Source organism: Rhodanobacter sp. UC4437_H4 (genome assembly GCF_052978425.1).
Map to the genome: position 1 here is coordinate 907,939 of NZ_CM129673.1, position 23,441 is coordinate 931,379.

General features: G+C 64.7%; 22 protein-coding genes and 1 tRNA gene. 17 read left to right on the forward strand and 6 right to left on the reverse strand.

Annotated features, from left to right (window positions below):
• Positions 1–1,938 (reverse strand): formylglycine-generating enzyme family protein, encoded by a 1,938-nt coding sequence (locus tag ACVCL3_RS04485; protein WP_395117766.1) that lies wholly within the window; start codon positions 1,936–1,938, stop codon positions 1–3.
• Between the two features lie 249 nt (positions 1,939–2,187).
• Here ACVCL3_RS04485 and rnd point away from each other — a divergent pair, with 249 nt between their 5' ends.
• The gene (rnd, locus tag ACVCL3_RS04490) at positions 2,188–3,345 is read left to right on the forward strand and encodes a ribonuclease D (RefSeq protein WP_447100543.1); all 1,158 of its coding nucleotides are present in this window, start codon (positions 2,188–2,190) and stop codon (positions 3,343–3,345) included.
• Positions 3,346–3,361: 16 nt separating this feature from the next.
• A tRNA-Pro gene (locus ACVCL3_RS04495) sits at positions 3,362–3,438 on the forward strand.
• Positions 3,439–3,805: 367 nt separating this feature from the next.
• On the opposite strand, the gene ACVCL3_RS04500 is transcribed toward ACVCL3_RS04495, so the two are convergent.
• Entirely contained in the window at positions 3,806–4,024 is a 219-nt protein-coding gene (locus ACVCL3_RS04500; RefSeq protein ID WP_447099158.1) for a hypothetical protein, read from the reverse strand.
• A gap of 17 nt (positions 4,025–4,041) precedes the next feature.
• Positions 4,042–5,991 (reverse strand): type IV secretory system conjugative DNA transfer family protein, encoded by a 1,950-nt coding sequence (locus tag ACVCL3_RS04505; RefSeq protein WP_447100544.1) that lies wholly within the window; start codon positions 5,989–5,991, stop codon positions 4,042–4,044.
• 798 nt (positions 5,992–6,789) lie between these two features.
• On the opposite strand from ACVCL3_RS04505, the gene ACVCL3_RS04510 reads away from it, so the two are divergent.
• The 15 genes from ACVCL3_RS04510 (at position 6,790) to ACVCL3_RS04580 (ending at position 20,263) form a co-directional block, all read left to right on the forward strand.
• Positions 6,790–7,257, forward strand: a complete 468-nt coding sequence (locus ACVCL3_RS04510) for a hypothetical protein (protein WP_447100545.1) — start codon at positions 6,790–6,792, stop codon at positions 7,255–7,257.
• Positions 7,258–7,300: 43 nt separating this feature from the next.
• The gene (locus tag ACVCL3_RS04515) at positions 7,301–8,158 is read left to right on the forward strand and encodes a virB8 family protein (RefSeq protein WP_447099161.1); all 858 of its coding nucleotides are present in this window, start codon (positions 7,301–7,303) and stop codon (positions 8,156–8,158) included.
• The gene (locus ACVCL3_RS04520) at positions 8,155–8,922 is read left to right on the forward strand and encodes a TrbG/VirB9 family P-type conjugative transfer protein (protein WP_447100546.1); all 768 of its coding nucleotides are present in this window, start codon (positions 8,155–8,157) and stop codon (positions 8,920–8,922) included. Before ACVCL3_RS04515 ends, ACVCL3_RS04520 begins: the two co-directional genes overlap by 4 nt.
• Positions 8,919–10,100: a TrbI/VirB10 family protein gene (locus ACVCL3_RS04525; protein WP_447100547.1), complete on the forward strand. Its 1,182-nt coding sequence runs from the start codon at positions 8,919–8,921 to the stop codon at positions 10,098–10,100. The genes ACVCL3_RS04520 and ACVCL3_RS04525 overlap by 4 nt, the downstream gene beginning before the upstream one ends.
• Positions 10,101–10,128: 28 nt before the next feature.
• Positions 10,129–11,160: a P-type DNA transfer ATPase VirB11 gene (gene virB11, locus ACVCL3_RS04530; protein ID WP_447099162.1), complete on the forward strand. Its 1,032-nt coding sequence runs from the start codon at positions 10,129–10,131 to the stop codon at positions 11,158–11,160.
• Positions 11,160–12,122 (forward strand): transglycosylase SLT domain-containing protein, encoded by a 963-nt coding sequence (locus ACVCL3_RS04535; RefSeq protein WP_447100548.1) that lies wholly within the window; start codon positions 11,160–11,162, stop codon positions 12,120–12,122. Before virB11 ends, ACVCL3_RS04535 begins: the two co-directional genes overlap by 1 nt.
• Before the next feature lie 195 nt (positions 12,123–12,317).
• Positions 12,318–12,725 (forward strand): TrbC/VirB2 family protein, encoded by a 408-nt coding sequence (locus ACVCL3_RS04540; protein WP_395121368.1) that lies wholly within the window; start codon positions 12,318–12,320, stop codon positions 12,723–12,725.
• Positions 12,718–13,026, forward strand: coding sequence for a type IV secretion system protein VirB3 (locus ACVCL3_RS04545; RefSeq protein ID WP_395117701.1), 309 nt, complete (start codon positions 12,718–12,720; stop codon positions 13,024–13,026). Before ACVCL3_RS04540 ends, ACVCL3_RS04545 begins: the two co-directional genes overlap by 8 nt.
• A gap of 53 nt (positions 13,027–13,079) precedes the next feature.
• Entirely contained in the window at positions 13,080–15,563 is a 2,484-nt protein-coding gene (locus tag ACVCL3_RS04550) for a VirB4 family type IV secretion/conjugal transfer ATPase (RefSeq protein WP_447099164.1), read from the forward strand.
• 17 nt (positions 15,564–15,580) lie between these two features.
• Complete coding sequence (locus tag ACVCL3_RS04555; RefSeq protein ID WP_447100549.1) at positions 15,581–16,360, forward strand: hypothetical protein; 780 nt, start codon at positions 15,581–15,583, stop codon at positions 16,358–16,360.
• A gap of 67 nt (positions 16,361–16,427) precedes the next feature.
• Positions 16,428–17,513: a type IV secretion system protein gene (locus ACVCL3_RS04560; RefSeq protein ID WP_447100550.1), complete on the forward strand. Its 1,086-nt coding sequence runs from the start codon at positions 16,428–16,430 to the stop codon at positions 17,511–17,513.
• Positions 17,513–18,073 carry a DUF4189 domain-containing protein gene (locus tag ACVCL3_RS04565; RefSeq protein WP_447099167.1) on the forward strand — a complete coding sequence of 187 codons (561 nt, stop codon included), beginning with the start codon at positions 17,513–17,515 and terminating at the stop codon, positions 18,071–18,073. Before ACVCL3_RS04560 ends, ACVCL3_RS04565 begins: the two co-directional genes overlap by 1 nt.
• Positions 18,070–18,393 carry a hypothetical protein gene (locus tag ACVCL3_RS04570; RefSeq protein ID WP_447099168.1) on the forward strand — a complete coding sequence of 108 codons (324 nt, stop codon included), beginning with the start codon at positions 18,070–18,072 and terminating at the stop codon, positions 18,391–18,393. The genes ACVCL3_RS04565 and ACVCL3_RS04570 overlap by 4 nt, the downstream gene beginning before the upstream one ends.
• 50 nt (positions 18,394–18,443) lie before the next feature.
• The gene (locus tag ACVCL3_RS04575) at positions 18,444–18,929 is read left to right on the forward strand and encodes a hypothetical protein (RefSeq protein ID WP_447099169.1); all 486 of its coding nucleotides are present in this window, start codon (positions 18,444–18,446) and stop codon (positions 18,927–18,929) included.
• Positions 18,930–19,000: 71 nt separating this feature from the next.
• Positions 19,001–20,263, forward strand: coding sequence for an XVIPCD domain-containing protein (locus ACVCL3_RS04580; protein ID WP_447099170.1), 1,263 nt, complete (start codon positions 19,001–19,003; stop codon positions 20,261–20,263).
• 5 nt (positions 20,264–20,268) lie between these two features.
• Here the strand turns inward: ACVCL3_RS04580 and ACVCL3_RS04585 are convergent, their stop codons facing one another.
• The 3 genes from ACVCL3_RS04585 to ACVCL3_RS04595 all read right to left on the reverse strand — a co-directional run bounded on the left by ACVCL3_RS04585 (position 20,269) and on the right by ACVCL3_RS04595 (position 23,427).
• The gene (locus ACVCL3_RS04585) at positions 20,269–21,126 is read right to left on the reverse strand and encodes a ferritin-like domain-containing protein (protein WP_447100551.1); all 858 of its coding nucleotides are present in this window, start codon (positions 21,124–21,126) and stop codon (positions 20,269–20,271) included.
• A gap of 87 nt (positions 21,127–21,213) precedes the next feature.
• The gene (gene purF / locus ACVCL3_RS04590) at positions 21,214–22,689 is read right to left on the reverse strand and encodes an amidophosphoribosyltransferase (protein ID WP_395117665.1); all 1,476 of its coding nucleotides are present in this window, start codon (positions 22,687–22,689) and stop codon (positions 21,214–21,216) included.
• Between the two features lie 30 nt (positions 22,690–22,719).
• Positions 22,720–23,427 (reverse strand): CvpA family protein, encoded by a 708-nt coding sequence (locus ACVCL3_RS04595; RefSeq protein WP_447100552.1) that lies wholly within the window; start codon positions 23,425–23,427, stop codon positions 22,720–22,722.
• Positions 23,428–23,441: the final 14 nt, after the last annotated feature.

Sequence of the window (23,441 nt, forward strand, 5' to 3'; positions counted from 1 at the left end):
CTACAACTCGCGCACCACGCGGAAGCCCACGCGGCCGCTGCGCACGTCGCCGTCGGCGCCCTGGCGGTAGGCGGAGGTCACCTGGTCGGGGGAGCTGCCCCATGAGCCGCCGCGCAATACGTGCACACGGCAGCCGGGGTTGATCCAGGCGCTGCCGTCGTCGGGGGCGCGGATGTAGTTGTCGTGCCAGCAGTCGGCGACCCATTCGGAGACGTTGCCGTCCATGTCGTACAGGCCGAACGGGTTGGCGGCGAAGCTCATCACCGGCGCCGGGCCCCAGTAGCCGTCGCGGTAGCCGCGAAAGGCGTTGCTCCAGCGACGCCCGCTGCGCGAGCGGTCGCCGGAGCCGGTCAGGTTCTCCACCTTCTGGTCGGGTGCGGCGTCGCCCCACCAGTAGCGGCTGGTGGCGCCGCCGCGCAGCGCGTACTCGAACTCCGCCTCGCTGGGCAGCCGATACTGCTTGCCGGTGCGCTCGCTCAGCCACTTGGCGTAGGCCACCGCATCGTTCCACGAGATGTTGACCACCGGCAGGTTGTCGCCGGCCTTGCGGCCGGCGTAGTCGTCCTGCCAGCTGGCGTTGGCATCGTCGCGCAGGGCGCCGCTGCGCTCGTCGTACACGCTGGCGCCGCCGAGCCGGGTCGAATCGGGTACGTAGCCGCTGGCGCGGACGAACTCGCGGAACTCGCCCACGCTGATTTCCGTGCGCGCGATGGCGAAGCCCCTGGCCAGGGTGACCCGGTGCTGCGGCAACTGGGCGTCGGTGCGATCCTCGTTGTCCGCCGCCGCCCCCATCAGGAACGAGCCGGTGGGCACCACCACCATCGCCGGCCCCTTGCCGGGCAGGTCGACGTAGCGATCGGTGAACACCTGACCGGGCTTGTAGTTCGCGTACAGGCGCGCGTTGGTCAGTTGCTCGTCCACCTGCGCCAGCTCGGGCAGGTCGGCATCGGTCGCGCGTGCCTGCGCGACCAGTTTGGTCGCCAGCTCGAGGTTGCCGCCATCCAGCGCCAGCCGCGCCTGCGCCAGCACACCCGCGGCGCGCTGGCGGCGCATGTCGTCGATGCGCAGTTGCACGTCGTGCATCTGCTGCGAGCCCGGACGGATCGCCTGCGCGCGGGCCAGCTGCTTCTCGGCGCCGGCGAAATCGTTCTGCGCGACCGCCGCCAGGGCGCGATCGAGCACCGCACGCTGCACCTGGAAAATCCCTTGCTCGGCTACCGCATTCTGCGGATCGAGCTGTTGCACCTGGTGGTACAACTCCAGCGCGTTGTCGCCCTTGGGCTGGTCGGCCTTGCCTTGCTGCAGCAGCGCCGCCGCCGCGGCCAGCATCGGGCGCACCGTGGCCAGCGTCTTCAGGTTCTCCTCCAGTTGCGCGACTTCCTGCTCCGCATTGGGCAGGGTGCGCAGGGCATCGAGCAATTCCTTCGCCGCGTCGACGTCGCCGACGGCGATGTCCTGGTCGATCTCCGCCACCAGCCGGGCGCGCACGTCGAACAGGCCTTGCACGGCGCGACGACTGTCCGGCTTTTCCTTCAGCGCCTGCATGAACAACGCGGCGGCACTCTCCGGATCGCCAGCCAGTTGGCCGGCATGGAACGCCTTGAGGGCGCGCGCCAGCAGCTCCTTCACCTGCGGCGACTCGGCCGATTTCTGCTCGGGCAGGCTGGCGTTGTTGCGGTTGCGCGCCACGATCACCGCGGTCGGGGCCAGCGTCAGCGGCGGACCGGCGTTCAGTTCGTTGATCGCCGCCACGCGTTGCGGCGGCAGGTTGCCGGTGGGCGACACGTCACCCAGGCTCATCGCCCGCTGCGGCATCTGCCCCGGCGCCACGTGGAACCACTGCGGAAAAAAGTGATACGTCAGCGCGACGCCCAGCACGATCATGCCCAGCGCCCCACCGAAGAAACGCTGACGGCGCAGGATGGCATTGCGTGGCATGGATGGGCGTCCCGGTTGCGGCCTGTTATCGTGCCAAGGAGTATGAACAATGAAAACCTTGGCGGCGGAGATCGTACGCGGCCGACCGACGTTCGACGCGTGCATCCATTCTCGCCGATATGCCGGCAGAAGCGCGCGCCGCAAGCCGCACCTCGTCGCCGGATGACCCGTCCCGCCCAGGCTCTGCGTTCACCATAGGCACAAACCGCCGGCAGGGCAATCCGCGCCGGCGTCCCCGAAGGAGTCCCGATGTCGCTGTCCCAAACCGCCGCTGCCGACTGGATCGACCAGGCCGACGCATTGCAATCCTGGCTTGCTGCCCTGCCCGCGGACGCGGCCGTCGGCCTCGACACCGAATTCATGCGTCGCGACACGTTTCATCCGCAGCTGGCCCTGCTGCAATTGGGCTGGAACGGCCGTCACGCGCTGGTCGACCCGCTGGCCTTTCCGATCGGCGCTGCACTGCAACCGCTGCTGGGTGCGGGCAAAGCGGTGACCGTGATGCACAGCGCCAGCGAGGATCTCGAAGTGCTGGCGCCGCTGCTGCCGGCTGGCCCGCAGCAACTGTTCGACACGCAGATCGCGGCCGCCTTCGTGGGCATGGGCCTGGGCGTCAGCTATCGCGCGCTGGTGGCCGAGCTGGTCGGCGTGGACCTGAACAAGGGCGAAACCCGCTCGGACTGGATGCGTCGCCCGCTGACCGCCTCGCAATGCAGCTACGCCGCCCTGGACGTGGTGTATCTCAAGGCCATCCACGAACAACTCGCCGAGCGTCTGCAGCAGCGCGGGCGCAGCGACTGGCACGCGCAGGATTGCGAGCGGCTGAAACGCCGCGTGCACCGCGAGAGCGATCCGCAACCCCAGCGCGCCCTGCGCGCGGCGGCCGACTGGCGCCCGGAAGCGCAGGCCCGCCTGCGCCGGCTGCTGCTGTGGCGCGACAGCTGCGCCCGCCGCCTCGACGTACCGCGCCCGTGGCTGCTGGACGACACGCTCGCCCTCAGCCTGGCGCAGCAACCGCCTGCCACGCTGGCCGAACTGGAGCAACGCGCCCGTGGCCAGCGCGCACTGCGCTCGGCCCAGCGCAGCGAGCTGTTCGAGGTGCTCGCGCCCGCCGTCACCCCGGCGGAGATCGACGCCACCGCCCGTATCCCCGGCCATCCGCAGGGCGCCGCCAAGCAGGCGCTGGCGGCGATGAAGCAGTCGGTCGACACGCTCGCCACCGAACTCGACCTGCCGCCCGGCCTGCTGTGCCCGCGCAAGGTGCTGGAGGAATACGTGGTCACCGCCGAATGGCCCGAATCCCTCGACGGCTGGCGCCACGACCTGCTGCACCCGCGCCTCGCCAGCCTGCTGCCCGACCGCCCCGCGACCAGCCGACCAGTTGCCAAGCCCTCGGCCGGCGATTAAGATACGCGGCTTCCCACGGGGTGTAGCTCAGCCTGGTAGAGCGCTACGTTCGGGACGTAGAAGTCGCAGGTTCAAATCCTGTCTCCCCGACCAAGAACAACGATCAAGGCCGCCTCAGGGCGGTCTTTTTCGTGGCCGTGGCGCATCGAAGGCTGCGTCATTATTGCGCCGGACCAGGCGCCATTCTCGGTCGACGGCTCCGCTCGCCTCAGCGCCACCGGGCAGCCCCGCCGGCCAGCTCAGCCCCGCGGCCGCACCTGGCCGGCAGGAAGCACACCTTGCGGGCTGTCGCGCACACCGCGAGCGAAGTTCGCACGAGTATCCCGACGTTCCTTGGCAGTTCGGGCCGTGCCCGAGTTCATGGGCGGAGAGGAACATCACGTCGTCGCGGTCGAACAGACGATCCACCAGCCCCAGCTTGGCCAGCGGCAGCCGAATCGCGTCTGTCTTTCCCTGATCGTCATACGCTCCGCCGGATCACCACCGGCGACGAAACGCCTGGATCGGGGCAAGAGCCCGAAACCCACTGCAACGGATTGCCGCCCACCGCATCCCGACGGTCCATGTTCCACGGCCGGGCCCCGGAAATGTCCTCGCCACGCCCGACGTTGCCTGACCCGCAACGACGCAGGCGCTCTCCGAACACCTTGCCGATACGTTCCGGCGTCATGTCGGCCATGCCCCGGCTCTGGCCGATCAAGGTCGGCAGCCGTTCGAAAGGGTACTTGGCCCGTGCTGCGCCTTGACGCCGATGGCGGGGACCGCCTGAACCGCCGCGCTGCTTTCCGCAGCGGCGGCGTTGGAAATGGATGGCGAAGCGCACGCCGCCAACGCCAAGCTGACGGCAGCCGCAATGGCCTGCCGGGTCTTGCCGGGCATGGGATGTTCTCCAGCCGCGGAGATCGGCCGCACGGCCACGGGCGGAACGATACGTTGCTTCAGTCGTCGATCCTTGAAGTACCAGTTCTTGCGGCACTTGATGGGGCGACAACCCTCGAGAAAGATGATCTCCTCGTCGTTTGGCAGCTCCTTCAACTCCTGCGGCAGCATCAGTGGGCGTCGCTCTTCCGTGTGGCTGTAGCTGGTGCCTTGCTTGCCGGTGCTGCGGGTGCGTCGCTTGACCGTGGTGTCACCAAGCATCTTGGAGTACTCCTCGGCATCGCGCTGCTCGCGCGGAGTGAACACGATGCTGGCGGCGTGGTTGGTGATGTAGGTGCGTGCCTCGTCCGCACCGTAGGTCGCGTCCAGCTGCGACAGGCTCTGGATGATCGACAGGTCACGAATGCCGTAACCGGCGGTGAGCGAGATCCGCTCGGACAACACATTGACCCGCCCCATCGCGGTGAACTCGTCCATCAGCAGCAGCATCTGGTATTTCAGCGCGGGATCATCCTGCGGAGTTTGCCGCAGGTTCTGTCCGATCACGGTGGAGAAAAAGATGTTGAGCAGCCGGCGCGCCTCGCCCAGCTTCTGCGGCGGAATCACCACATAGATGGTAACGGGGCGTCGACGCAGGACGTCCACGTCGAAATCGCAGGCATTGGTGGCTGCGGCCAGGATCGGGCTGAGGAACTGTTGCAGCGGCGCCTGGGTGGTGGCGATCACCGAGGCGAAGGTCTGTTCGGCCATGCCGGTCAGGCTGGTGAGGGCGGCTCGGGTGGTCGTGCTGACGAACGGTTCCTTGAGCCGCGCCTGCAGGAACGCCTTTAGCTCGCCGTCGTCGCCGGCGGAAAAGCGATAGATACGCTCGAAGCTGGGGAAGGCGTCGTGCGTGTTGGGGTCGATGGGACGGCCGTCGGAACCGTGAAGATTCTGGCGAACCTTGTCGTCCCATGCCTCGAACAGGTACGAGCCAAATGCCACGAAGGCAGTGCGCGATTGCGACGTCCAGAACGGGTCCTGACCAGGCTCATCCGGATACAGGATCGCGCCGAGCGTCTGCAGTTCGCCCACGCGCACGCGCGGATCGGAGGACATCGCCATCAGCGGATTGAAGCGATGTGTACGGCCGTCCTCGGCATACGGCGCGAAGCGATAGATGGTTTGCCCGATGCCGGCGCGGTATCCGCTGGTGTGCTGGAACAACTCGCCCTTGAGATCCATGCAGACGATGGAATGCCGGTAAGTCAGCAGCACCGGAATCGCGATGGAGGTGGTCTTGCCGGTGCGCGTCGGCGCCGTCATGACGATGTGCCGCGTGCCGCCGAGATAAAGGTAATCACCGCCTGCCTTGCCTATGATGACGCCTTCGGGCGACGGCTTGAGCAGGCCGGCGCGAGCCAGGTCGCCGCGACTGGCAAAGCGCGCATCGCCATGGAAGGCCCTGGCGCGGGGCTTGAGGATCAACACCGCAACGATCGCCCACGACAGCAACGGCAAACCGAAACCGAGACCACCGGCCAACCGGATCTTGCCGGCAAACGGTTGCCAGTCCGGCTGGCCGAGTGCCTGCCAGTATTCGACATAGGTGGTGAAATGCAGCGGCGCCGGCTGCCGGAGCAGCCACAGCGTGAGCAGGCCGCCGAGATAGAGTCCAACGGTCAGCGCCAACAGCAGCAGCGCGACGACTCCCGCAACCCTGGTTCGCAAGACACCCATCTCCCCCTCCTTCCCTGGATACGTGAGGTCGACGATCTTCGACGTCATGCGGCAAAGGTGTCAAGGCCGCTGATGTTCACCCGCGTCGGTGCAGATCGTCACGGCACACATCATTTGGCCGTCCGTCTGCGTACCGCCAACAACTTTCTCAAGCCGCCCGTCGCGAAGCGGCGCCGCAGCTCTTCGACTGTCCGCGCGCCACAGCGGGGTGTAGGCGCATTCCGAAATCGAGACCGGCAAGAACCTCTCGCGTCGTAGGAGTCCTGCCGCCGCTCCCGGTGCCGCAAACCAGTGCACGGGCATTGCCGGCTTGCCGCATCAGGTTGATCGGAGAGGCGCAGGAAACAACATGAATCATGGGGTTTCAAGCACTTTTCCACAACGCAGAATATGTCTGTTCACCACGGCGCGATCGATGTGAAAGTGAGAGTGACTACGTCGGAACAAGTGCGAGTCAGATCACATGAGGCAGGAAATTTTCCTAGGCGGATTCGGTTGACGACTCGCGGCTTGCTCTCGATCATGGCGACCGTTCGATCAGGGAAATCGAGATCTCGCCAGGCGCGCAGCTGCTTCACGCAGCCGCGATCCACGCCTGGCACCCGAGAAGTACAAGTGTTGCGTACCCGGCATCGGACCGGGTACGCAACTTACTCACGACATTGGACTGTTGGTGTACTCGACATGGTTTGCAGGGGAACCGGGAGCAATCCCTTTCCGGATTCAAGACGACTGAACGCGCAGACCGGCAACGGTCCGGGCCTGGCGCCGGCTTGCCCGTCGAAACATCGGCGACACCTCGCTGGCCATGTCCGGCCAGCGTCCGCACTGATCTCCGGGGTTGAAGTGAAAGAAAAGATTTCCAACCGAACGGCGCTCGGCGGGCTGCTGCTCGCCACCACGCTCCTCGCTGCCTGTGGCACCCCGCCTGCGAAGGACTTCAGCGGCTCGTGGCGCCCGGTCAACCGGTATCGCTCCGAGCCCACCGAGATACCGTTGCATCCGCAGTACACCTTTTTCGCCGCGCCCATCGACGGCACGCTGAAGGCGATGCTCACGCGCTGGGCGACCGACACGAACCGCACGCTGCGCTACGAGCTGAACTACGACGTCACGTTGTACACGCCCGTGGCGACGATTCGCACCGCCGACCTGGAAGCCGCCGTCTCCAGGCTCAGCGGCATCTACGCCGCGCAGGGCGTCCAGGTCAGCATCGGGCCGGACGAGATCGTGGTGCGCTCGACCAACCGCCCGTCGCCTTCCGTGCCGACAGCATCGAACGACAACTCCAAGACCGGAAACGCCCTGCCATGAATCCCAGGCATCCCGCCCTCGCCCCGCATGGGGTTCCTTGCTGATGGCAGGGAAGAAGACATCCGGCACCGCGATCGAACGCAGTGTGGCGCAATCGACCCGGTTCGAACTGACCATTTCCGAGCTGGCGCAACGCAGCGAGCGTCGAGCGTGGTGGGTGGCCTGGACAGCCGTTGCGCTGGTGCTGGTCCTCTCCGGCGGCTACTACTTCATGCTGCCGCTCAAGCAGAAAGTTCCCTATCTGGTAATGGCCGATGCCTACACCGGCACCGCCACGGTAGCGCGGCTGGACGGCGACTTCGCCATGCGCGGGATCACCACGCGCGAAGCGGTCAACCGCAGCAACGTGGCGCATTTCGTGCTGGCGCGCGAGTCGTACGACCTGGAGCTGGTCAACCTGCGCGACTGGAAGACGGTGCAGACGATGGCAGCAGCCGGCGTCAAGGCGCCCTACGTGCAGCTGTTCGCCAACAGCAATCCCGACAGCCTCATCAAGCAGTTCGGCAAGGACCAGGCGATCCGCATCAAGCTGCTGAGCATCCAGCTGGTCGGCGGCGGCCCCGGCAAGACGCCGCGCGGCGCCACCGTGCGGTTCCAGCGCAGCCTCTACAACAAGCAGAACGGGGCGACCCGTCCGCTGGACAACAAGATCGCCACCATCGCCTTCACCTACAAGCAGAACCTGGAGATGGACGATCAGAGCCGGGTCGAGAACCCGCTGGGCTTCTGGGTCACCAGCTACCGGGTGGACGACGACTACGCCACCGCGCCGCCGCCGGAGGTGTCCGTACCGCCGGTGATGACGCAGCCGGCACCGGCCATGGCCGCCACGCCCGCGCCTGCACCGACACCACCGGCTGCCGCTGCCACCGACACTCTCCCTGGAGCAGGTTCCCGATGAACCGAACAAGCATCTGGTGGCTCGGCGCCGCCCTGTGCACCACCGCTGCTGCCGCCCACTCGCAAGGCGCGGAGCAGGTGCTGACCCATTACGAGTACGCCGCCGACGCAATCTATCCGGTGCGCACCGGCCTGGGCATCACCACCCAGATCGAGTTGAGCCCGAGCGAGAAGATCCTCGACTACAGCACCGGCTTCAGCAGCGGCTGGGACCTCACGCGTCGGGAGAACGTGTTCTACCTGAAACCGCGGAACGTGGACGTGGACACCAACATGATGGTGCGCACTGCCACGCATTCGTACATCTTCGAACTGAAGGTGGTGGCAACGGACTGGAAAACCCTCGCCGAGGCGCGGCGCGACGGCGTGCAGTACAAGGTCACTTTCACCTACCCGGCCGACACCAGTTTCTCCCACGAGAAAAAGCGGCAGCTGCAGGCCCCCGCGCAGGACAGCAACATGCTGCCCGACCGCAGCTACAACTTCGACTACGACTACGCCACCAGGAGCAAGGCCGCACCGTGGCTGGTGCCGGTCAACGCCTATGACGACGGCCGCTTCACCTATCTCAAGATGAGCGACCTCAAACAGTTCCCCAGCGGCGATTTCCCCGCCGTCTACATGCGCGAGCAGGCACACGGGGAGGACTCGCTGGTGAATACCACCGTCGAGGGCAACACCATCATCGTCCACGGCACCTACAACTATCTGGTCATTCGCCACGGCAACGACGTCGTGGGCCTGCGCAGGAACACGCCCCAGTGAACAACCACCAGCATCCCGGCGACGAGCGCGCCGACGGCGAGCACGCGGGCGGCACGCACGAGAGCCGCGAGCCGCTCGCCGGCAATCCCTACGCCAGCCACATCCAGCGCGGCCACGAGCCTGACCTCGATGCCAACGCGCCGCAACTGCGCGCGATCGAGCTGCGCCGGATGAACCGGCGGGCCTTGCTGCTGTTGGGCGCGGTGGTGCTGCTGCTGATGTTCGTCGCCTACTGGATGTTCACCAGCGCAGGCAGCCGCCGCGAGCAACCGAAACCGCGCGAAGAGAAAGTCACGGTCGCCGAGGCCCCGAGCACGCTGCGGGTGCCCCAGTTGCCGCCTTCCCCCACAGTGCACAGCCAGCCGCCGACGCCACCCATTCCGGTACTGCCCGCCAGCCCGGCGCCGCCGCTTCCCACCACGACCGTGCAGCCAGCAAGGGCGCATGACCCCACCCTGCTGCAACGGCGCATCGCCGCCAGCGGCGCGGAGATCCCGGACCCATCCGCCACGCAACGCATGCCCGATGGCGTCGATGCGCGGCTGCCCACCGGCGAGCAGACCGGCCCGACCAGCGCCCAAGCCCTGCCGCACGCCGACACTCTGATGCAGCGCGGCACCTATATCCGCTGCGTTCTCGAAACGCGCATCGTCTCCGACGTGCCCGGCTTCTCCACCTGCCTGGTCACGGAGCCGGTGTACTCATTCAATGGTCACACGCTGCTGCTGCCCAAGGGGTCGAAGCTGCTCGGTGCCTACAGCCACAAGCCGACCGGCAACCGCATGGAAGTGGTGTGGGATCGCATCATCACGCCCACCGGGATCGACGTGAACATGGCGAGCCCCGGCATGGACAACCTGGGCGGCGCCGGCCTGCCCGGCCATTACGACGCCCACTGGGGCCAGCGTGTCAGCTCGGCGCTGCTGATCAGCCTGCTCAGCGACGCGTTCAAATACGAAGCCGCCGAACATGGTCCGCGCAACAGCACCATCGGCAACGGCTTCGTCACCCAGACCCCATTCGAAAGCAATACCGCGCAAACCGTGCAGCAACTGGCCGACCAGGCCGTGCGTGAAGCGGCCAACCGTCGCCCCACGGTCACCATCAACCAGGGCACCGTCATCTACGTCTACGTCGCCAAGGACGTGGATTTCAGCGGCGTGGTTGCCCGCTTCTGAATGTCCTGATCCAACGACTACCGACGCCATGGACGACGTGAACGCACAGGTTTCCAGCGATTTCCTCGACTACCAGTACGAGGTGCTGGGTGTGCGTGAGCACATGGCCAGCGCCGAGGTCACCGAGATCTGCATCAACCGGCCCGGCGAGATCTACGTCGAAAACCGCCAGGGCTGGCAGCGCATCGAGGTGCCCTCGCTGACGTTCGAGCGCGCGCGGCAGTTCTGCACGGCGGTGATCAACGAGAGCAACACCGGCCAGCGCATCACCGACATCGACCCGGTCGTCTCGCTGACCTTTCCCACCGGGCAGCGCGCACAGCTCGTGATACCCCCCGCATGCGAGGCCGACCGCGTCTCGATCACCATCCGCCTTCCCTCGCGGCAGCGCCGGACCCTGGCGCAATACGAAAGCGACGGCTTCTTCGACAAGGTCGTGGAAGTGGACCACGGCCTCAGCGAGCTGGACAGCGAACTGCTGGAACTGCGCAGCGCGCGCAACTATGCGGAGTTCTTCCGCAAGGCCGTGCTGAACAAGAAGAACATCGTCGTCGCCGGCGCCACCGGCAGCGGCAAGACCACGTTCATGAAATCGCTGGTCAACCACATCCCCGACGACGAGCGCCTGGTCACGATCGAGGACGCGCGCGAGCTGTTCATCGACCAGCCCAACGTGGTGCACCTGCTGTACTCCAAGGGCGGCCAGAGCACCAGCCACGTCACCGCCAAGAGCTGCATGGAAGCATGCCTGCGCATGAAGCCCGACCGCATCATCCTGGCCGAGCTGCGTGGCGACGAGTCGTTCTACTTCATCCGCAACTGCGCCTCCGGCCATCCCGGCTCGATCACCAGCTGCCACGCCGGCAGCACCCGGCAAACCTGGGATCAGCTCGCGCTGATGGTCAAGGCATCCACCGAAGGCGCGGGTCTCGAGTTCAACACCATCAAGCGCCTGCTGAAGATGACCATCGACATCGTGGTGCACATCAGCGCGCACGCCGGCAGCCGCCACATCACCGGCATCGACTTCAACCCGCAACGTGAAGCGGCGGAATCCTGATGCTGCCCGGGATGGAAATGCTGGCCTGCCCCAACCTGGCCGTGTCGCCTCAGGTGATGCAGCACATCGTGCAGGTCGAATCCGGCGCCAATCCCTATGCGATCGGCGTCGTCGGCGGCAAGCTCGCGCGCCAGCCGCACAGCATGGAAGAGGCCCTGGCCACCGCACGCATGCTGGAGAGCCGTGGCTACAACTTCTCCGTTGGCATTGCCCAGGTCAACCGCGCCAACCTGGGCCACTACGGACTGGATTCCTACCGCAAGGCCTTCAGCGCGTGCGACAACCTGGCCGCGGGCGCGCAGATCCTCGCCCGCTGCCACGACAGCGCCCATGGCGACTGGGGCAAGGCCTTCAGCTGTTACTACTCCGGCAACTTCACCACCGGCTTCCGCGACGGCTACGTGCAGAAGGTATACGCCTCGATGAACCGCGTGGCCGAAGCCCGACTGGCGACCACGACATCCGTTCCCGAAGTCGCGGCCATTGCGCCGACACGCGCGCCACCCCCCGCAGAAATCGTCGCCGGCAGAAGCGCCGTACCGCCGCTGGTGGTCTATTCCGGTGACAACGCCAACTATCGGATCGCACTGCGCAGCGTGCCGATGGCAGCCGTCGCGAAGGAACCTGCATCACGGCCGAACCCGTTCACGCCACGCGATATCGGCGGCGAAGCTGCGTCCGCTGCGGCAGTCTCCACGGCGGGCTTGTCCGGCGCCAACGCAGACCCTGCCGTCCTGCCGCAGCACAGCGTTGCGCCCTCTTCACCCTCGACCGCCCCTGCCCGCCAGCCTGCCCCGCCCGGGCTCGCCGGCACGACCACCGGCGGCGTGTTCGAACCGCAGGTGCGCGGCCCCGGTGACCCGGCTGTGGCGTCAGCCGTGCCGGCTGCAGGCACATCCGCCCCACGGCACGACCGCGCCGACTTGCGCATGGAGCAGCGCGATGCCGCCTTTGTCTTCTGATGCCATCCGCAGGCGCAGCACCGCAGCGAGTCGTGCCATTAACACCATGCCCCGCCGCAATGGCGACGGCGCATCGCCCCCTTTCGCATCACCAACACCACCGCACAACTCTTCCGGCCGCATCCCGCGGCCAGCTCCCGGCAGTCATCCCGCGATGACCGCATTCCACCGCAACTCCCGACAAGGAACCCCGTGATGGCCAACACCTCCCTCGGCAACGAAAGCATCCTCACCTCCTCGCGCACGCGCTGGTTCACGTTCCTCTCTGTGGCCATGCTGCTGGCGTTGGTCCTGCCCAACCTCGCGCTCGCGCAGGATGCCACCGGCACGATTGATACCACCTGCAAGTTCGCCACCAACATCAACATGATCCTCAACGCGATCTCGGTCGTGGTGGTGACGATCGCCATCGTGTTCTCCGGTTACCAGATCGCCTTTGCCCACAAGCGCATCGGCGATGTCGCCCCGGTGCTTATCGGTGCGGTGCTGATCGGCGCGGCGGGCCAGATCGCCAAGATGTTCCTCGCCGGCAGCACGACCGACGCCGGCGCCACGCAGTGCACCGCCAGCGTGCTCGTCCACGCGCTCCACTTCTATGCATAAAAACGCGCTGTTTCGCGGTTGCACCCGCCCGCCCATGTTCATGGGCGTGCCTTACGTGCCGTTCTTCATGGCGGCGGGCGGGTGCTTTCTCGTGGCGGTGTACACCAACTTCCTCTACCTGTTGCTGCTGCCGCTGATCATCTTCGTGATGCGCCAGATGGCACGGCGCGACGAAATGATTTTTCGTCTGCTGGGGCTGCGCCTGCAGTTCCGTGCCCGGATGAGGAACATCGGCGGCAACGATGGCATGTGGGTGTTCACCCCCAACCACCATCGCGGCCAACACAACGACAAACAGTGATGTGACGCGAACGCCGCCGCCGTCGTGCCGCGGAGTTCGCCGGACCAGGACTCATGCCCAAGCCAAAACCCGTATTCATGCCGGACACGCCCATCGCCGAGTTCCTGCCCCTGTCGACGCACGTGTCACCGACCGTGCTCAAGAGCACGGGCGGCGATTTCCTGCTGGTGTGGCGCCTGGGCGGGCTGCCCTTCGTGGGGCGCGAGGAATGGGAGATCGAGCACCGCCACAACACCTTCAATCGGCTGCTGCAAACCCTGCGCGCGCCCGACTTCGTCAACGTGGCGTTCTGGGTCCACGACGTGCGCCGGCGCCGGCGCCTGGATGACTGTAGCCGCTTCGTGCAGCCCTTCAACCAGGATCTGTCCGATACCTATTACAAGGGCTTGTCCGCGCAAAAGCTGATGCAGAACGAGCTGTATCTGACTCTGATGTACCGCCCCATCGTCAGCGGCAGGCGCTTCGTGGAGAAGTCGGCCGATCTCGCCCGCCTGGAGTCCGAACAGCGCGACGCGGTGAACACCGTGCTCGAACTGGCCGGAAACCTGGAAGCCGTGCTGAAGGATTACGCACCCAGCCGACTGGGCATGTACGAAGCGGCCAACGGCGTCGTGTTCTCCGAGGCGCTGGAGTTGTACGGCTACCTGCTCAACCGCATCGACGAACCGGTGCCCGTGCTCAGCGCCCCCGTGTTCGACTACCTGCCGGTCAGCAAGCAGCGCTTCTCGGCCAAAACCGGCGACTACGTGATCACCACGCCCGACGGCATCAATCACTTCGGCGCCATCCTCAACATCAAGGAATACACCGACGGGACCTACCCGGGCATCCTCAACAGCCTGAAGTACCTCGATTTCGAATACGTCATCACCCATTCCTTCAGCCCCATGGGCCGGCAGGATGCACTCAAGGCGCTGGATCGCACCAAGGGCATGATGATCTCCTCCGGCGACAAGGCCTTCAGCCAGATCGCCGAGCTCGACCACGCCATGGATCAGCTCGCCTCCGGCAATTTCGTGCTGGGCGAGTACCACTTCTCCATGGCCATCTATGCCGCCAGCCAGGAAGCGCTGTCGCAGCAGATCGCCAGCACCCGTGCCGAGTTGTCGAACGCGGGATTCGTCTCGGTCAAGGAGGATCTGGCCGTCACCGCGGCGTTCTACGCCCAGTTCCCGGGCAACTGGAAATACCGCACGCGCCTGGCCAACGTCAGCTCACTCAATTTCCTCGGCTTGTCGCCGCTGCACAACTTCGCCACCGGCAAGAAGGAGAACAACCCCTGGGGCGACTGCGTCACCACCCTGCAGACCACCAACGGGCAGGCGTATCACTTCAATTTCCACGCCACCCATCCGGCGGAGAACTCGCTCGGCGAGAAGGCCATCGCCAACACCATGGTCATCGGCAAGTCCGGCACGGGCAAGACCGCGTTGATCAACTTCCTGCTGAGCCAAGTGCAGAAATTGCAGCCTTCGCCCACGATTTTCTTCTTCGACAAGGATCGCGGTGCCGAGATCTTCGTTCGCGCCTGCGGCGGCAACTACCTCGCACTGGAAAACGGCAAGCCCACCGGCTTCAACCCTTTCCACTGCGAACGCAACGAAACCAACGTGCAGTTCCTGGCCGATCTGGTAAAGGTGATGGCCGGCAAGAGCGTCTACAGCTCGCGCGAGGAAGAGGACATCTTCCGCGCCGTCGAGAACATGCTCGATACGCCCATGCATCTTCGCACGTTGACCAACTTCCAGAAGAGCCTGCCCAACATGGGCGACGACGGCCTGTTCATCCGCATGCGCAAGTGGACGGCAGGCAATTCGCTGGGTTGGGTATTCGACAACCCGGTCGACACCATCGACCTTGAGAAAGCCAACATCATCGGCTTCGACTACACCGAGCTGATCGACAATCCCGAAGCGCGAGTGCCGGTCATCAACTATCTGCTGCACAGGCTGGAGGCGCTGATCGACGGCCGCCCGCTCATCTACGTGATGGACGAGTTCTGGAAGATCCTCGACGGCAAGGGTGGGCTCAAGGAATTCGCCAAGAACAAACAGAAGACGATCCGCAAGCAGAACGGCCTGGGCATCTTCGCCACGCAAAGCCCCGAGGACGCGCTGGCCAGCGACATCGCCGCGGCGCTGATCGAGCAGACCGCCACGATGATCCTGCTGCCCAACCCGAACGCCAGCCGCGAGGATTACGTCGACGGCCTGAAACTGACCGACGCCGAATACCAGGTCGTGGTGAGCCTGGACGAGCGTTCACGTTGCTTCCTGGTCAAGCAGGGCCACGCCAGCGCGGTGTGCCAGCTGAACCTGCGCGGCATGGACGACGCTCTCGCCGTGATCTCGGCCTCCACCGACAACATCGAAATCATGCACGAGGTGCTGCGTGAATGTGCTGCCGCCGAAGGCGTCACCGTTGACGAACTGCGCCCCGAACAGTGGCTCGAGCGCTTCTACGAAAACCGCAGGGGCAGCGGAAAGCAAAAGCCCAACCAACCAACCCCGCGCACACCACGCGCCGCCGTTCGCTGAACGTGGAGAACCACCCCATGCACAACACACTGTCCACCAAATCGCCTTCGCTCAAGAATCGGTTCGGGCATCGGCTGATGTTGGCAACAGCCATCGGCTGCGCCCTGCTCGCGGGAAGCGTCAGCGCCCAGGTCGTCGTCGTCGATCCCGGAAGCATCGCGGCGAACGAACAGAGTTTCGCAGCCCAGCTCGCCAAGACGATCGAGCAGTACGCGAAACAGATCCAGCAGTATGAAACCCAGCTTCAGCAATATCAGCAGTTGCTGTCCAGCATCCAGGGCCTCAGCAACGGCTTATCACTTGCTCCCAACAAGCTGCAACGCGTCACCAACACCGACTCACTGATCCAAGGCAAGTGTTCAAACACTTCCAGCCCGGCGGGCCTGGTCAGCGGTGTCATGAACAGCATGTCTTCGTTGATGACCCAGTCCATCACCCAGACTCAGCGGATGATCTGTGGCCAGATCGTCGCCACGCAGATCCACAAGTACAACACGACGGTCGACATGCTCAACAAACTCAATAACTACAGCAGTCAGTTCCATCAGGTGGAAAGCATCGTCAAGTCGATAAGCACCGTCGCTGATACCGGACGAGCTGCTACACAGGTGGAGAAGTACAGCAGTGCGGTCACCACGGAAATGGGGAACTGGCAAGCGCAGATGAAGGCCGACGATGCCATCATTGAAACGCTGCAGAACCAGCAGTCCATCCTTGGGCACGTTGCATTGAACGGCAACAGCACCGTTCTGGGTAATGTTATCCAAGCCTCTACCTTCGCCGCGGCTTTCCACTGAGCCGCGCGTGGGATGTCGGCACTCGGGGCCTGAACCCACCTCTTCACATTGACAGGGAACGGCCGCGATGGGCTTCGTATATTTCGCACTGATCTACAAATGGTTGAGCGATCGGATCGATACCTTCGGGATGAATCTGATGGCTACGTTCATGACGTGGGCCAGCGCCGTCGCACTGGTGCTTGTCACGTTGTGGATCATGATCCAGGGCTATCGCATGATCACCGGCCAGTCGCGTGAGTCGATGATGGCCCTGGTCATGAGCATGACTCGAGTGGCGATCATCGTGACCGTCGCCACCACCATGAGCATTTTTGGCACCAATCTGCTCTCGTTCTTCACCACCGAACTGAGTACCGGCATCAACCAGATGTTCACCGGTGACAACAGCACGGCTGCGCAAACCATCGATGAAAACCTTGCGTGGACCCAACTGGCGATGGGTGCCATCGATACCGTGCAAGTTGCCCCTGGCGACACCGAAACCATCAATCAGAAGAATCACGCACTGCTGATCGCCGGCCTTGGCACCGCCAGTCCGCCGATGGCTGCTGCCGCCATGCTGTTGCTGTACAAGTTCGCGCTCGCCCTGTTCATCGGCCTGGGGCCGTTGTTCATCCTGTGCCTGGTCTTCGAGCAGACAAAATCACTGTTCCAACGCTGGCTGCTCTACGGCATCGGCACCGTTTTTTCCATGGCTGTGCTCGCCTTCGTGAGCTCACTCGTACTGCAGTTGTCCTTGCGGGTCGCCGCGGCGCTGTGGAGCGCCAACATCATCAACACGATCACCGGCCAGGGCGCCGAGGGGTTCTCCACCCAAGCCTTGGAACAAGGTGGCCTCGGCCTGCTGTTGACCGTGCTGATCATCTCCGTGCCCCCGATGGCAGCGATGTTCTTCCAAGGAACGCTGGGCAATTTTCTGACCTACTCAGCGTTCGGCACGGGCGCCTCAAGTCGACTGGGACCGCAGGGGCAGCCACCGGGAAGTTATGGACACGGAGCGTCATCGCCGACTTTCGGGCAAGAAAGCCTTGGTCAGCGACCTGCCGGCAGCCCGCTCAATAGTGCCAATGGCAGTATCCGCGGCACCCTCTCAACGAGTTCAGGCGCAACTGACACCGTCAAGCATCAGCCGATCGGGAGAAGCTCGTAATGATATCGATTTCGTTCCGATGGCTACTGATCGTGTTGTTGCTTTTGATGGCCGGCGCTGTCCATGGCGAGGGCGGCTGTCCGCCAGGTTTCCAACCCTCCGGGGCGGCACCCAGTCCGCAGGCTCCAGTCGCTTGCAGACCAATCCAGAACTACGAATACCAACAGCAAGCGCCGCGTCCGCCGCCGCCCCGCTGGATTCACCTCTCGGGAGCCATTGCCCTGGATTCGGAAAAAGGAATCTTTGGAACAGTCGGCTCCATGGATAATCAAGCCATCGCCGAGAGCACCGCAATCATGGACTGCAGGGGAAATGGCGGCTCAAACTGCGAAATAATCCGTTCATACACGGACGCCTGCGCTGCGATAGTGACTGGCTATGGATGGTATGCCGTAACCATAGACGCAACTTCGAATGAAGCCATTCAATCCGGCATGGACATGTGTGCAAATGACAAAATCCGCGGCTGCCACGTCTACTACAGCGAATGCAGCCTGGCAATTGATGTTCAGAAACGCATGCTCTCAATACCAGTCCCATACAGCGGAGGTATGCCATGAAGTTGCCCATCTCTCTCGCCGCCTTGATGATCGGCGTCACTACCGCCTTCACTATTGCTCCCGCCCGCGCTCAAAGCGTCGACCCATGCGCGGTCTACACCTGCATGGCAGGCATGTCCGGTGAAGGTGCCACGGGTGGTGCGGCCTGCGCACCAGCTACTGCGTTCTTCTTCAGCCTGGTGGTATTCGATCCGTACTTCGACGCGCCGGCAACTTCCCAGTTGCGGCGTCAATACCTGATGACCTGCCCCGGCGCCAACGTCGCCACCAACGCCGCCATCCTGAACGCCATCATCGCCCAGTGGGGCACCGTGCCGTAGAGCACAACAAGCGTCTCCACTTGTGATTGACCTTTGAGGATCCGACAACCATGAAGCCCTTGCGCTCCCTGTCCCTGCTCATTTTCTGTGTCGCAGCGTCCGCTTGCCATTCTTCGCAGCAAGCCACTACTGGCGCAACAGCCGCGCCTGGACGAGCCACTGCGTCCGCAAAATCTGATGCAGAGGCATCCCTCGACAACGTGCACAAGGGCATGGCGTACGCCGACTTCCGCACCGCCCTGCTCGTCGATGGCTGGCGACCGGTAGTGGACCTGAAATGCAAGGCCAATGTGGTGGGTGGTGCCTACAAGGAGCTTTGCGCAAAAGGTTTGGACTCGTGCAAAGCCTGTGACGAGTTGCCCGAACTGGGCGCCTGCAGTGGCGATGCGGTCTGCCTGATGCACTTTCAGGATGCAGCGACCCATCGCCAGCTTGACGTGAGTACATACGGCGACCTCGGTGATCGAAACGTTCATGGCGTGGATTCACAACTGGGTGTGACGGGCTGGACTGTGTCGTCGACGGCGTTGCATTGATCGACTAGCGACGCAGAAGCAAGCCGCTCCTGTCGAGCTTGGGCACGAAGAAACCTCTCAGGGAGATTTCAATGAGCAATCCGTTGTTGGATCTGATCGTCCGTGGTGAGTCCGGTGCCGCTGGCTACAACGCCTACAACCGCGGCACTTACGTCGATCTGCATGGCGGCAAGCATATTCGCGGTCCAAGCGGCGCAATCGACTTTTCCAGCCTGACCGTGGGCCAGGTACATGATCTGCAACATCTTCGAGGCGACGACCCTCACCGGGTGTTCGCGGTCGGCAGGTATCAGGTGATTCCCTCCACCATGGACGGCGCGATCACCAAGCTGAACCTGGATCGCGATCTACCGTTCTCGACGGCCCTGCAGGATCGAATCTTCTCGGAGTATTTGATCGTCGACAAACGGCCAGCCATTCACGGATATGTCACCGGCCAACCGGGAATCACTTTGGAGGCCGCCCAGCGAAGTCTGGCGGCGGAATGGGCCAGTTTCGGTGATCCGGATCAAGGCGGCGCCAGCCATTATGGCGGCGCCAACCACGCCAGTATCACCCTGGCGCAATCGGCAAGCGCCCTGAACCAGATGCGGACCACGTATCAGGCCGACATCGCCTGCGGCTTCTCGCCGTCCGAAGCGTGGAAGCACGTCACCGCCAGCGATCACCAGCGCTCGTCCTCCGATGACGAATCACCGTCGAACCACCTGCGACGCCAAGGCAATCACGGTGATGCCGTGCGAACCTTGCAGAGCACACTGGCCGCCTTGGGTTACTGCGATGCTCACGGTCGCTCACTGAAATCCGACGGCGACTTTGGCTCGAACACCCATTCTGCGGTCGTGGCTTTCCAGCGCGAACATCACTTGGCAGTCGACGGCAAGGTCGGCCCGCGAACGCAACACGCGCTTGATCTGGCCTTGCGACAAAAGGATCGCGTCGCCACCACGTGGCTAGACGATCTGCGCCACCCGGATCACGCGCTGTACCAGCAGGCACTGGCAGGCGTGCACAGGATCGATGCGCAGCTCGGCCGACACTCTGACACGCGCAGCGAGAATCTTGCCGCCGCCATCGTTGTCGCCGCGCGCCGCCAAGGCCTGGGTCGCATCGACCAAGTGGTACTGTGCGAAGACGGTGAGCGTGCGTTCGTGCTGCAGAACGGATTGCCTGCGCGAATGGCCCACGTGCAAACCGCCGACGCGGTACACACGTCGATCATGGACAGCAGCGTCGCCTGGACGCAGGCGAACCAACAGGCGGCATGCCGAAGCGTGTCGGCACAAGCACAGGCTGTCCCCGTGTCCCCGGTTCCGCAAGCAATCGGACGTTGAGCCCGTTACGCCTGGTTGCGCGTTGCTGACCGATCGACCGGTTCGCGATGTTCGTGTGCTCCCGCCGCGAGACTGGCGAGCCTGTCCAGTTCTTGCGCCGTGAAGCCTGCCTCGATACGTGCCGGGCGATTGAACGGCCCGCGCAGGTCGACACCCATGTACTCGCGGATCAGGCCGAAGAAGGTTTCCACCGGGTCGATGCCGTCGCGCTCGCAGCAATGCAGATACCAGCGCGTGCCGGCGGCGACGTGGGCGACTTCTTCGCGCAGGATCACTTCGAGAATGGCCACCGTGGCTTCGTCGCCCAGCTGGCGCAGGCGCTCGATCATGCCCGGCGTCACATCCAGCCCGCGCGCTTCGAGCACGCGCGGCACCAGTGCCATGCGCGCGGTGTCGTTGTCGGCGGTTTTCTCGGCCATTTGCCACAGGCCGTCGTGGGCGTCGAAATCGCCGTAGGCGTGGCCCAGCTCGCCCAGCCGCGCGGACAGCATCGCGAAGTGACGCGCTTCGTCGTGGGCGCAGCTGGCCCAGTCGCGGTAATAGTCGTGCGGCTTGCCGCGGAAGCGGTAGACCGCGTCCCAGGCGAGGTTGATCGCGTTGAACTCGATGTGCGCCACCGCATGCACCAGGGCAATGCGGCCTTCGGCACTGCCCAGCCCGCGCTGCGGCAGCTGGCGCGCATTGACCAGCCGCGGCCGCTCGGGGCGACCCGGCGGAGCGATCGGTTCGGGCGCGGGCGATGACGCATCGGCCTGCAATTCGCCGCGCTCGAAGGCGCGCCACGTCTCACGCGTCAGACGCAACTTCTCGTCGGGCTCGCTGGCGTCAAGGCAGGCTTTGGCGGCGGCATGCAGATCGGACATGGGTTTCCCTGCAGGAGCGCACCCTGTGCGCGACGCTTTTCCCGAATCCCGGCAGAAAAGCATCGCGCACAAGTGCGCTCCTGCGGTTTACACGGCGCGCCGCGCAGCCTTGGCGTCGTCGGAGCGCAGCATCTGGATCTGTTCCAGGTACTGGTCGTCCAGGCCGGTGACGTATTCGCCGGAGAAACACGAGGTATCGAAGTGCTCGAGGTTCGCGTTGCCGTCGCGCACCGACCACTCGAGATCCTTGAGGTCCTGGTAGATCAGCCAGTCGGCGCCGAGCAGCTTCTCCACTTCCTGCTCGGTGCGACCGGCAGCGACCAGCTCGCTGGTCGAGGGCATGTCGATGCCGTACACGTTCGGGTAGCGCACCGGCGGAGCGGCGGAGGCGAAGTAGACGTTCTTCGCCCCGGCATCGCGCGCCATCTGGATGATCTGCTTCGAAGTGGTGCCGCGCACGATGGAATCATCCACCAGCAGCACATTCTTCTTGTTGAACTCCAGGTCGATCGCGTTGAGCTTGCGGCGCACCGACTTCACCCGCTCGCCCTGCCCCGGCATGATGAAGGTGCGGCCGATGTAGCGGTTCTTGACGAAGCCCTCGCGGAACGGCACGCCGAGCACGCCGGCCAGCGCGCTGGCGGCGGTGCGCGCGGTGTCGGGGATGGGGATTACCGCATCGATGCCGTGGTCGGGGCGCTCGCGCAGGATCTTCGCGGCCAGCTTCTCGCCCATGCGCAGACGCGCCTTGTATACCGAGACGTCCTCGATCATCGAGTCCGGCCGCGCCAGGTAGACGTACTCGAAAATGCACGGCGTGTGCACCGCGCCCTCGGCGCACCGGCGGCTGTGCAACTGGCCCTGGTCGGTGATGATCACCGCCTCGCCCGGCATCACGTCGCGCAACCGCTTGAAACCCAGCACGTCCAGCGCCACCGATTCGGAGGCCACGGCGTACTCGTGCCCTTCGGCGGTAACGCGCTCGCCCAGCACCAGCGGGCGGATGCCGTGCGGGTCGCGGAACGCCACCAGGCCGTAACCCAGCAGCAGCGCGATGCAGGCGTAGCCGCCGCGGGCGCGCGCATGCACGCCGGCCACGGCCTTGAAGATGTGGTCGGGAGTCAGCTCCATGCGGTCCTGGATCTGCAGCTCGTGCGCGAGCACGTTGAGCAGCACCTCGGAATCGGAATCGGTGTTGATGTGGCGACGGTCGCCTTCGAACATCTCGCGCCGCAGTGCGTCGGTATTGACCAGGTTGCCGTTGTGCGCGAAGGCGATGCCATACGGCGAATTGACGTACAGCGGCTGCGCCTCGGCCGAACCTTCCGAACCGGCCGTGGGATAGCGGCAATGGCCGATGCCGATGCGCCCGCGCAACTCGCCCATCGCCCGCTGGCCGAACACGTCGCGCACCAGGCCGTTGCCCTTGTGCAGGCGCAGGCGCGAGCCCTCGACCGTGGCGATGCCGGCCGCGTCCTGGCCGCGATGCTGCAGCACCGTCAAGCCGTCATAAAGCGCCGACGCCACTTCCGTGGTACCGACGATGCCGATGATTCCGCACATGATGGATGGCCTGTTTCGGGAATGCTGATTCTATGGTTGCCGCGCGGGCGGCGGCGTGCTGGCGGCGCTGGCCGGCGCAGCGGGAGCGCCTTGCCGTCCGGAAATGGGGGCGTGCAGCCGCTCGCTCAAGCCGTCCACCTGGTTGAGCAGCTCGGCTGGCGCCACACGATCGAGCAGGTTCGGCGCCGTCGACGAGCCGGCCGGCCCGTGCGGCAGCACCGGCGCCGACTTGAGCTTGTCCAGCACTGCATCGGGATGCAGGTGATCGCCCACGCTGGCCGGGATGTTCTGCCCCAGCCACGCTGCGGCGCCCTGGAACTGCGGCAGCAGCACCGATTGTTGCCACCACGATTCGCGCGTCACCGCAGTAAGCCCCACCAGGAAAACCAGGATGGTGACCACCAGTGCGCCACGCACGAAACCGAACAACACGCCCAGCAGTCGATCGATACCGCTCAGGCCGGTGCTCCAGATCAGCCGTCGGGCGGCAAAGCGCACGAGCATGCCCAGCAACAGGATGCCGAAGAAGCAGATCGCGTAGCCGAGTCCGATCCGCGCCATGGGCAGCGAGATCGAATTCTGGAACAAGGCCGCCACATCCGGCCCGAACACCGCCGCCATCCAGAAGGCGGCGATCCAGGTGGCCAGCGACAACACCTCCGCCACCAGTCCGCGCATCAGGCCGATCAGCACCGACAGCGCAAGGATGGCCAGAATGATTCCGTCGAGCCAGTTCATCCGTTCAACCGGCT

What these genes read in the sequence shown, in the direction of transcription:
- ACVCL3_RS04500 (WP_447099158.1), bottom strand. Translation starts at nt 4,024, where the DNA reads ATGGCCGACATGACGCCGGAACGTATCGGCAAGGTGTTCGGAGAGCGC.
- ACVCL3_RS04535 (WP_447100548.1), top strand. Translation starts at nt 11,160, where the DNA reads ATGCTGCCCGGGATGGAAATGCTGGCCTGCCCCAACCTGGCCGTGTCG.
- ACVCL3_RS04585 (WP_447100551.1), bottom strand. Translation starts at nt 21,126, where the DNA reads ATGTCCGATCTGCATGCCGCCGCCAAAGCCTGCCTTGACGCCAGCGAG.
- rnd (WP_447100543.1), top strand. Translation starts at nt 2,188, where the DNA reads ATGTCGCTGTCCCAAACCGCCGCTGCCGACTGGATCGACCAGGCCGAC.
- ACVCL3_RS04560 (WP_447100550.1), top strand. Translation starts at nt 16,428, where the DNA reads ATGGGCTTCGTATATTTCGCACTGATCTACAAATGGTTGAGCGATCGG.
- ACVCL3_RS04575 (WP_447099169.1), top strand. Translation starts at nt 18,444, where the DNA reads ATGAAGCCCTTGCGCTCCCTGTCCCTGCTCATTTTCTGTGTCGCAGCG.
- ACVCL3_RS04545 (WP_395117701.1), top strand. Translation starts at nt 12,718, where the DNA reads ATGCATAAAAACGCGCTGTTTCGCGGTTGCACCCGCCCGCCCATGTTC.
- ACVCL3_RS04520 (WP_447100546.1), top strand. Translation starts at nt 8,155, where the DNA reads ATGAACCGAACAAGCATCTGGTGGCTCGGCGCCGCCCTGTGCACCACC.
- virB11 (WP_447099162.1), top strand. Translation starts at nt 10,129, where the DNA reads ATGGACGACGTGAACGCACAGGTTTCCAGCGATTTCCTCGACTACCAG.
- ACVCL3_RS04580 (WP_447099170.1), top strand. Translation starts at nt 19,001, where the DNA reads ATGAGCAATCCGTTGTTGGATCTGATCGTCCGTGGTGAGTCCGGTGCC.
- purF (WP_395117665.1), bottom strand. Translation starts at nt 22,689, where the DNA reads ATGTGCGGAATCATCGGCATCGTCGGTACCACGGAAGTGGCGTCGGCG.
- ACVCL3_RS04565 (WP_447099167.1), top strand. Translation starts at nt 17,513, where the DNA reads ATGATATCGATTTCGTTCCGATGGCTACTGATCGTGTTGTTGCTTTTG.
- ACVCL3_RS04570 (WP_447099168.1), top strand. Translation starts at nt 18,070, where the DNA reads ATGAAGTTGCCCATCTCTCTCGCCGCCTTGATGATCGGCGTCACTACC.
- ACVCL3_RS04555 (WP_447100549.1), top strand. Translation starts at nt 15,581, where the DNA reads ATGCACAACACACTGTCCACCAAATCGCCTTCGCTCAAGAATCGGTTC.
- ACVCL3_RS04550 (WP_447099164.1), top strand. Translation starts at nt 13,080, where the DNA reads ATGCCCAAGCCAAAACCCGTATTCATGCCGGACACGCCCATCGCCGAG.
- ACVCL3_RS04540 (WP_395121368.1), top strand. Translation starts at nt 12,318, where the DNA reads ATGGCCAACACCTCCCTCGGCAACGAAAGCATCCTCACCTCCTCGCGC.
- ACVCL3_RS04485 (WP_395117766.1), bottom strand. Translation starts at nt 1,938, where the DNA reads ATGCCACGCAATGCCATCCTGCGCCGTCAGCGTTTCTTCGGTGGGGCG.
- ACVCL3_RS04595 (WP_447100552.1), bottom strand. Translation starts at nt 23,427, where the DNA reads ATGAACTGGCTCGACGGAATCATTCTGGCCATCCTTGCGCTGTCGGTG.
- ACVCL3_RS04515 (WP_447099161.1), top strand. Translation starts at nt 7,301, where the DNA reads ATGGCAGGGAAGAAGACATCCGGCACCGCGATCGAACGCAGTGTGGCG.
- ACVCL3_RS04505 (WP_447100544.1), bottom strand. Translation starts at nt 5,991, where the DNA reads ATGACGTCGAAGATCGTCGACCTCACGTATCCAGGGAAGGAGGGGGAG.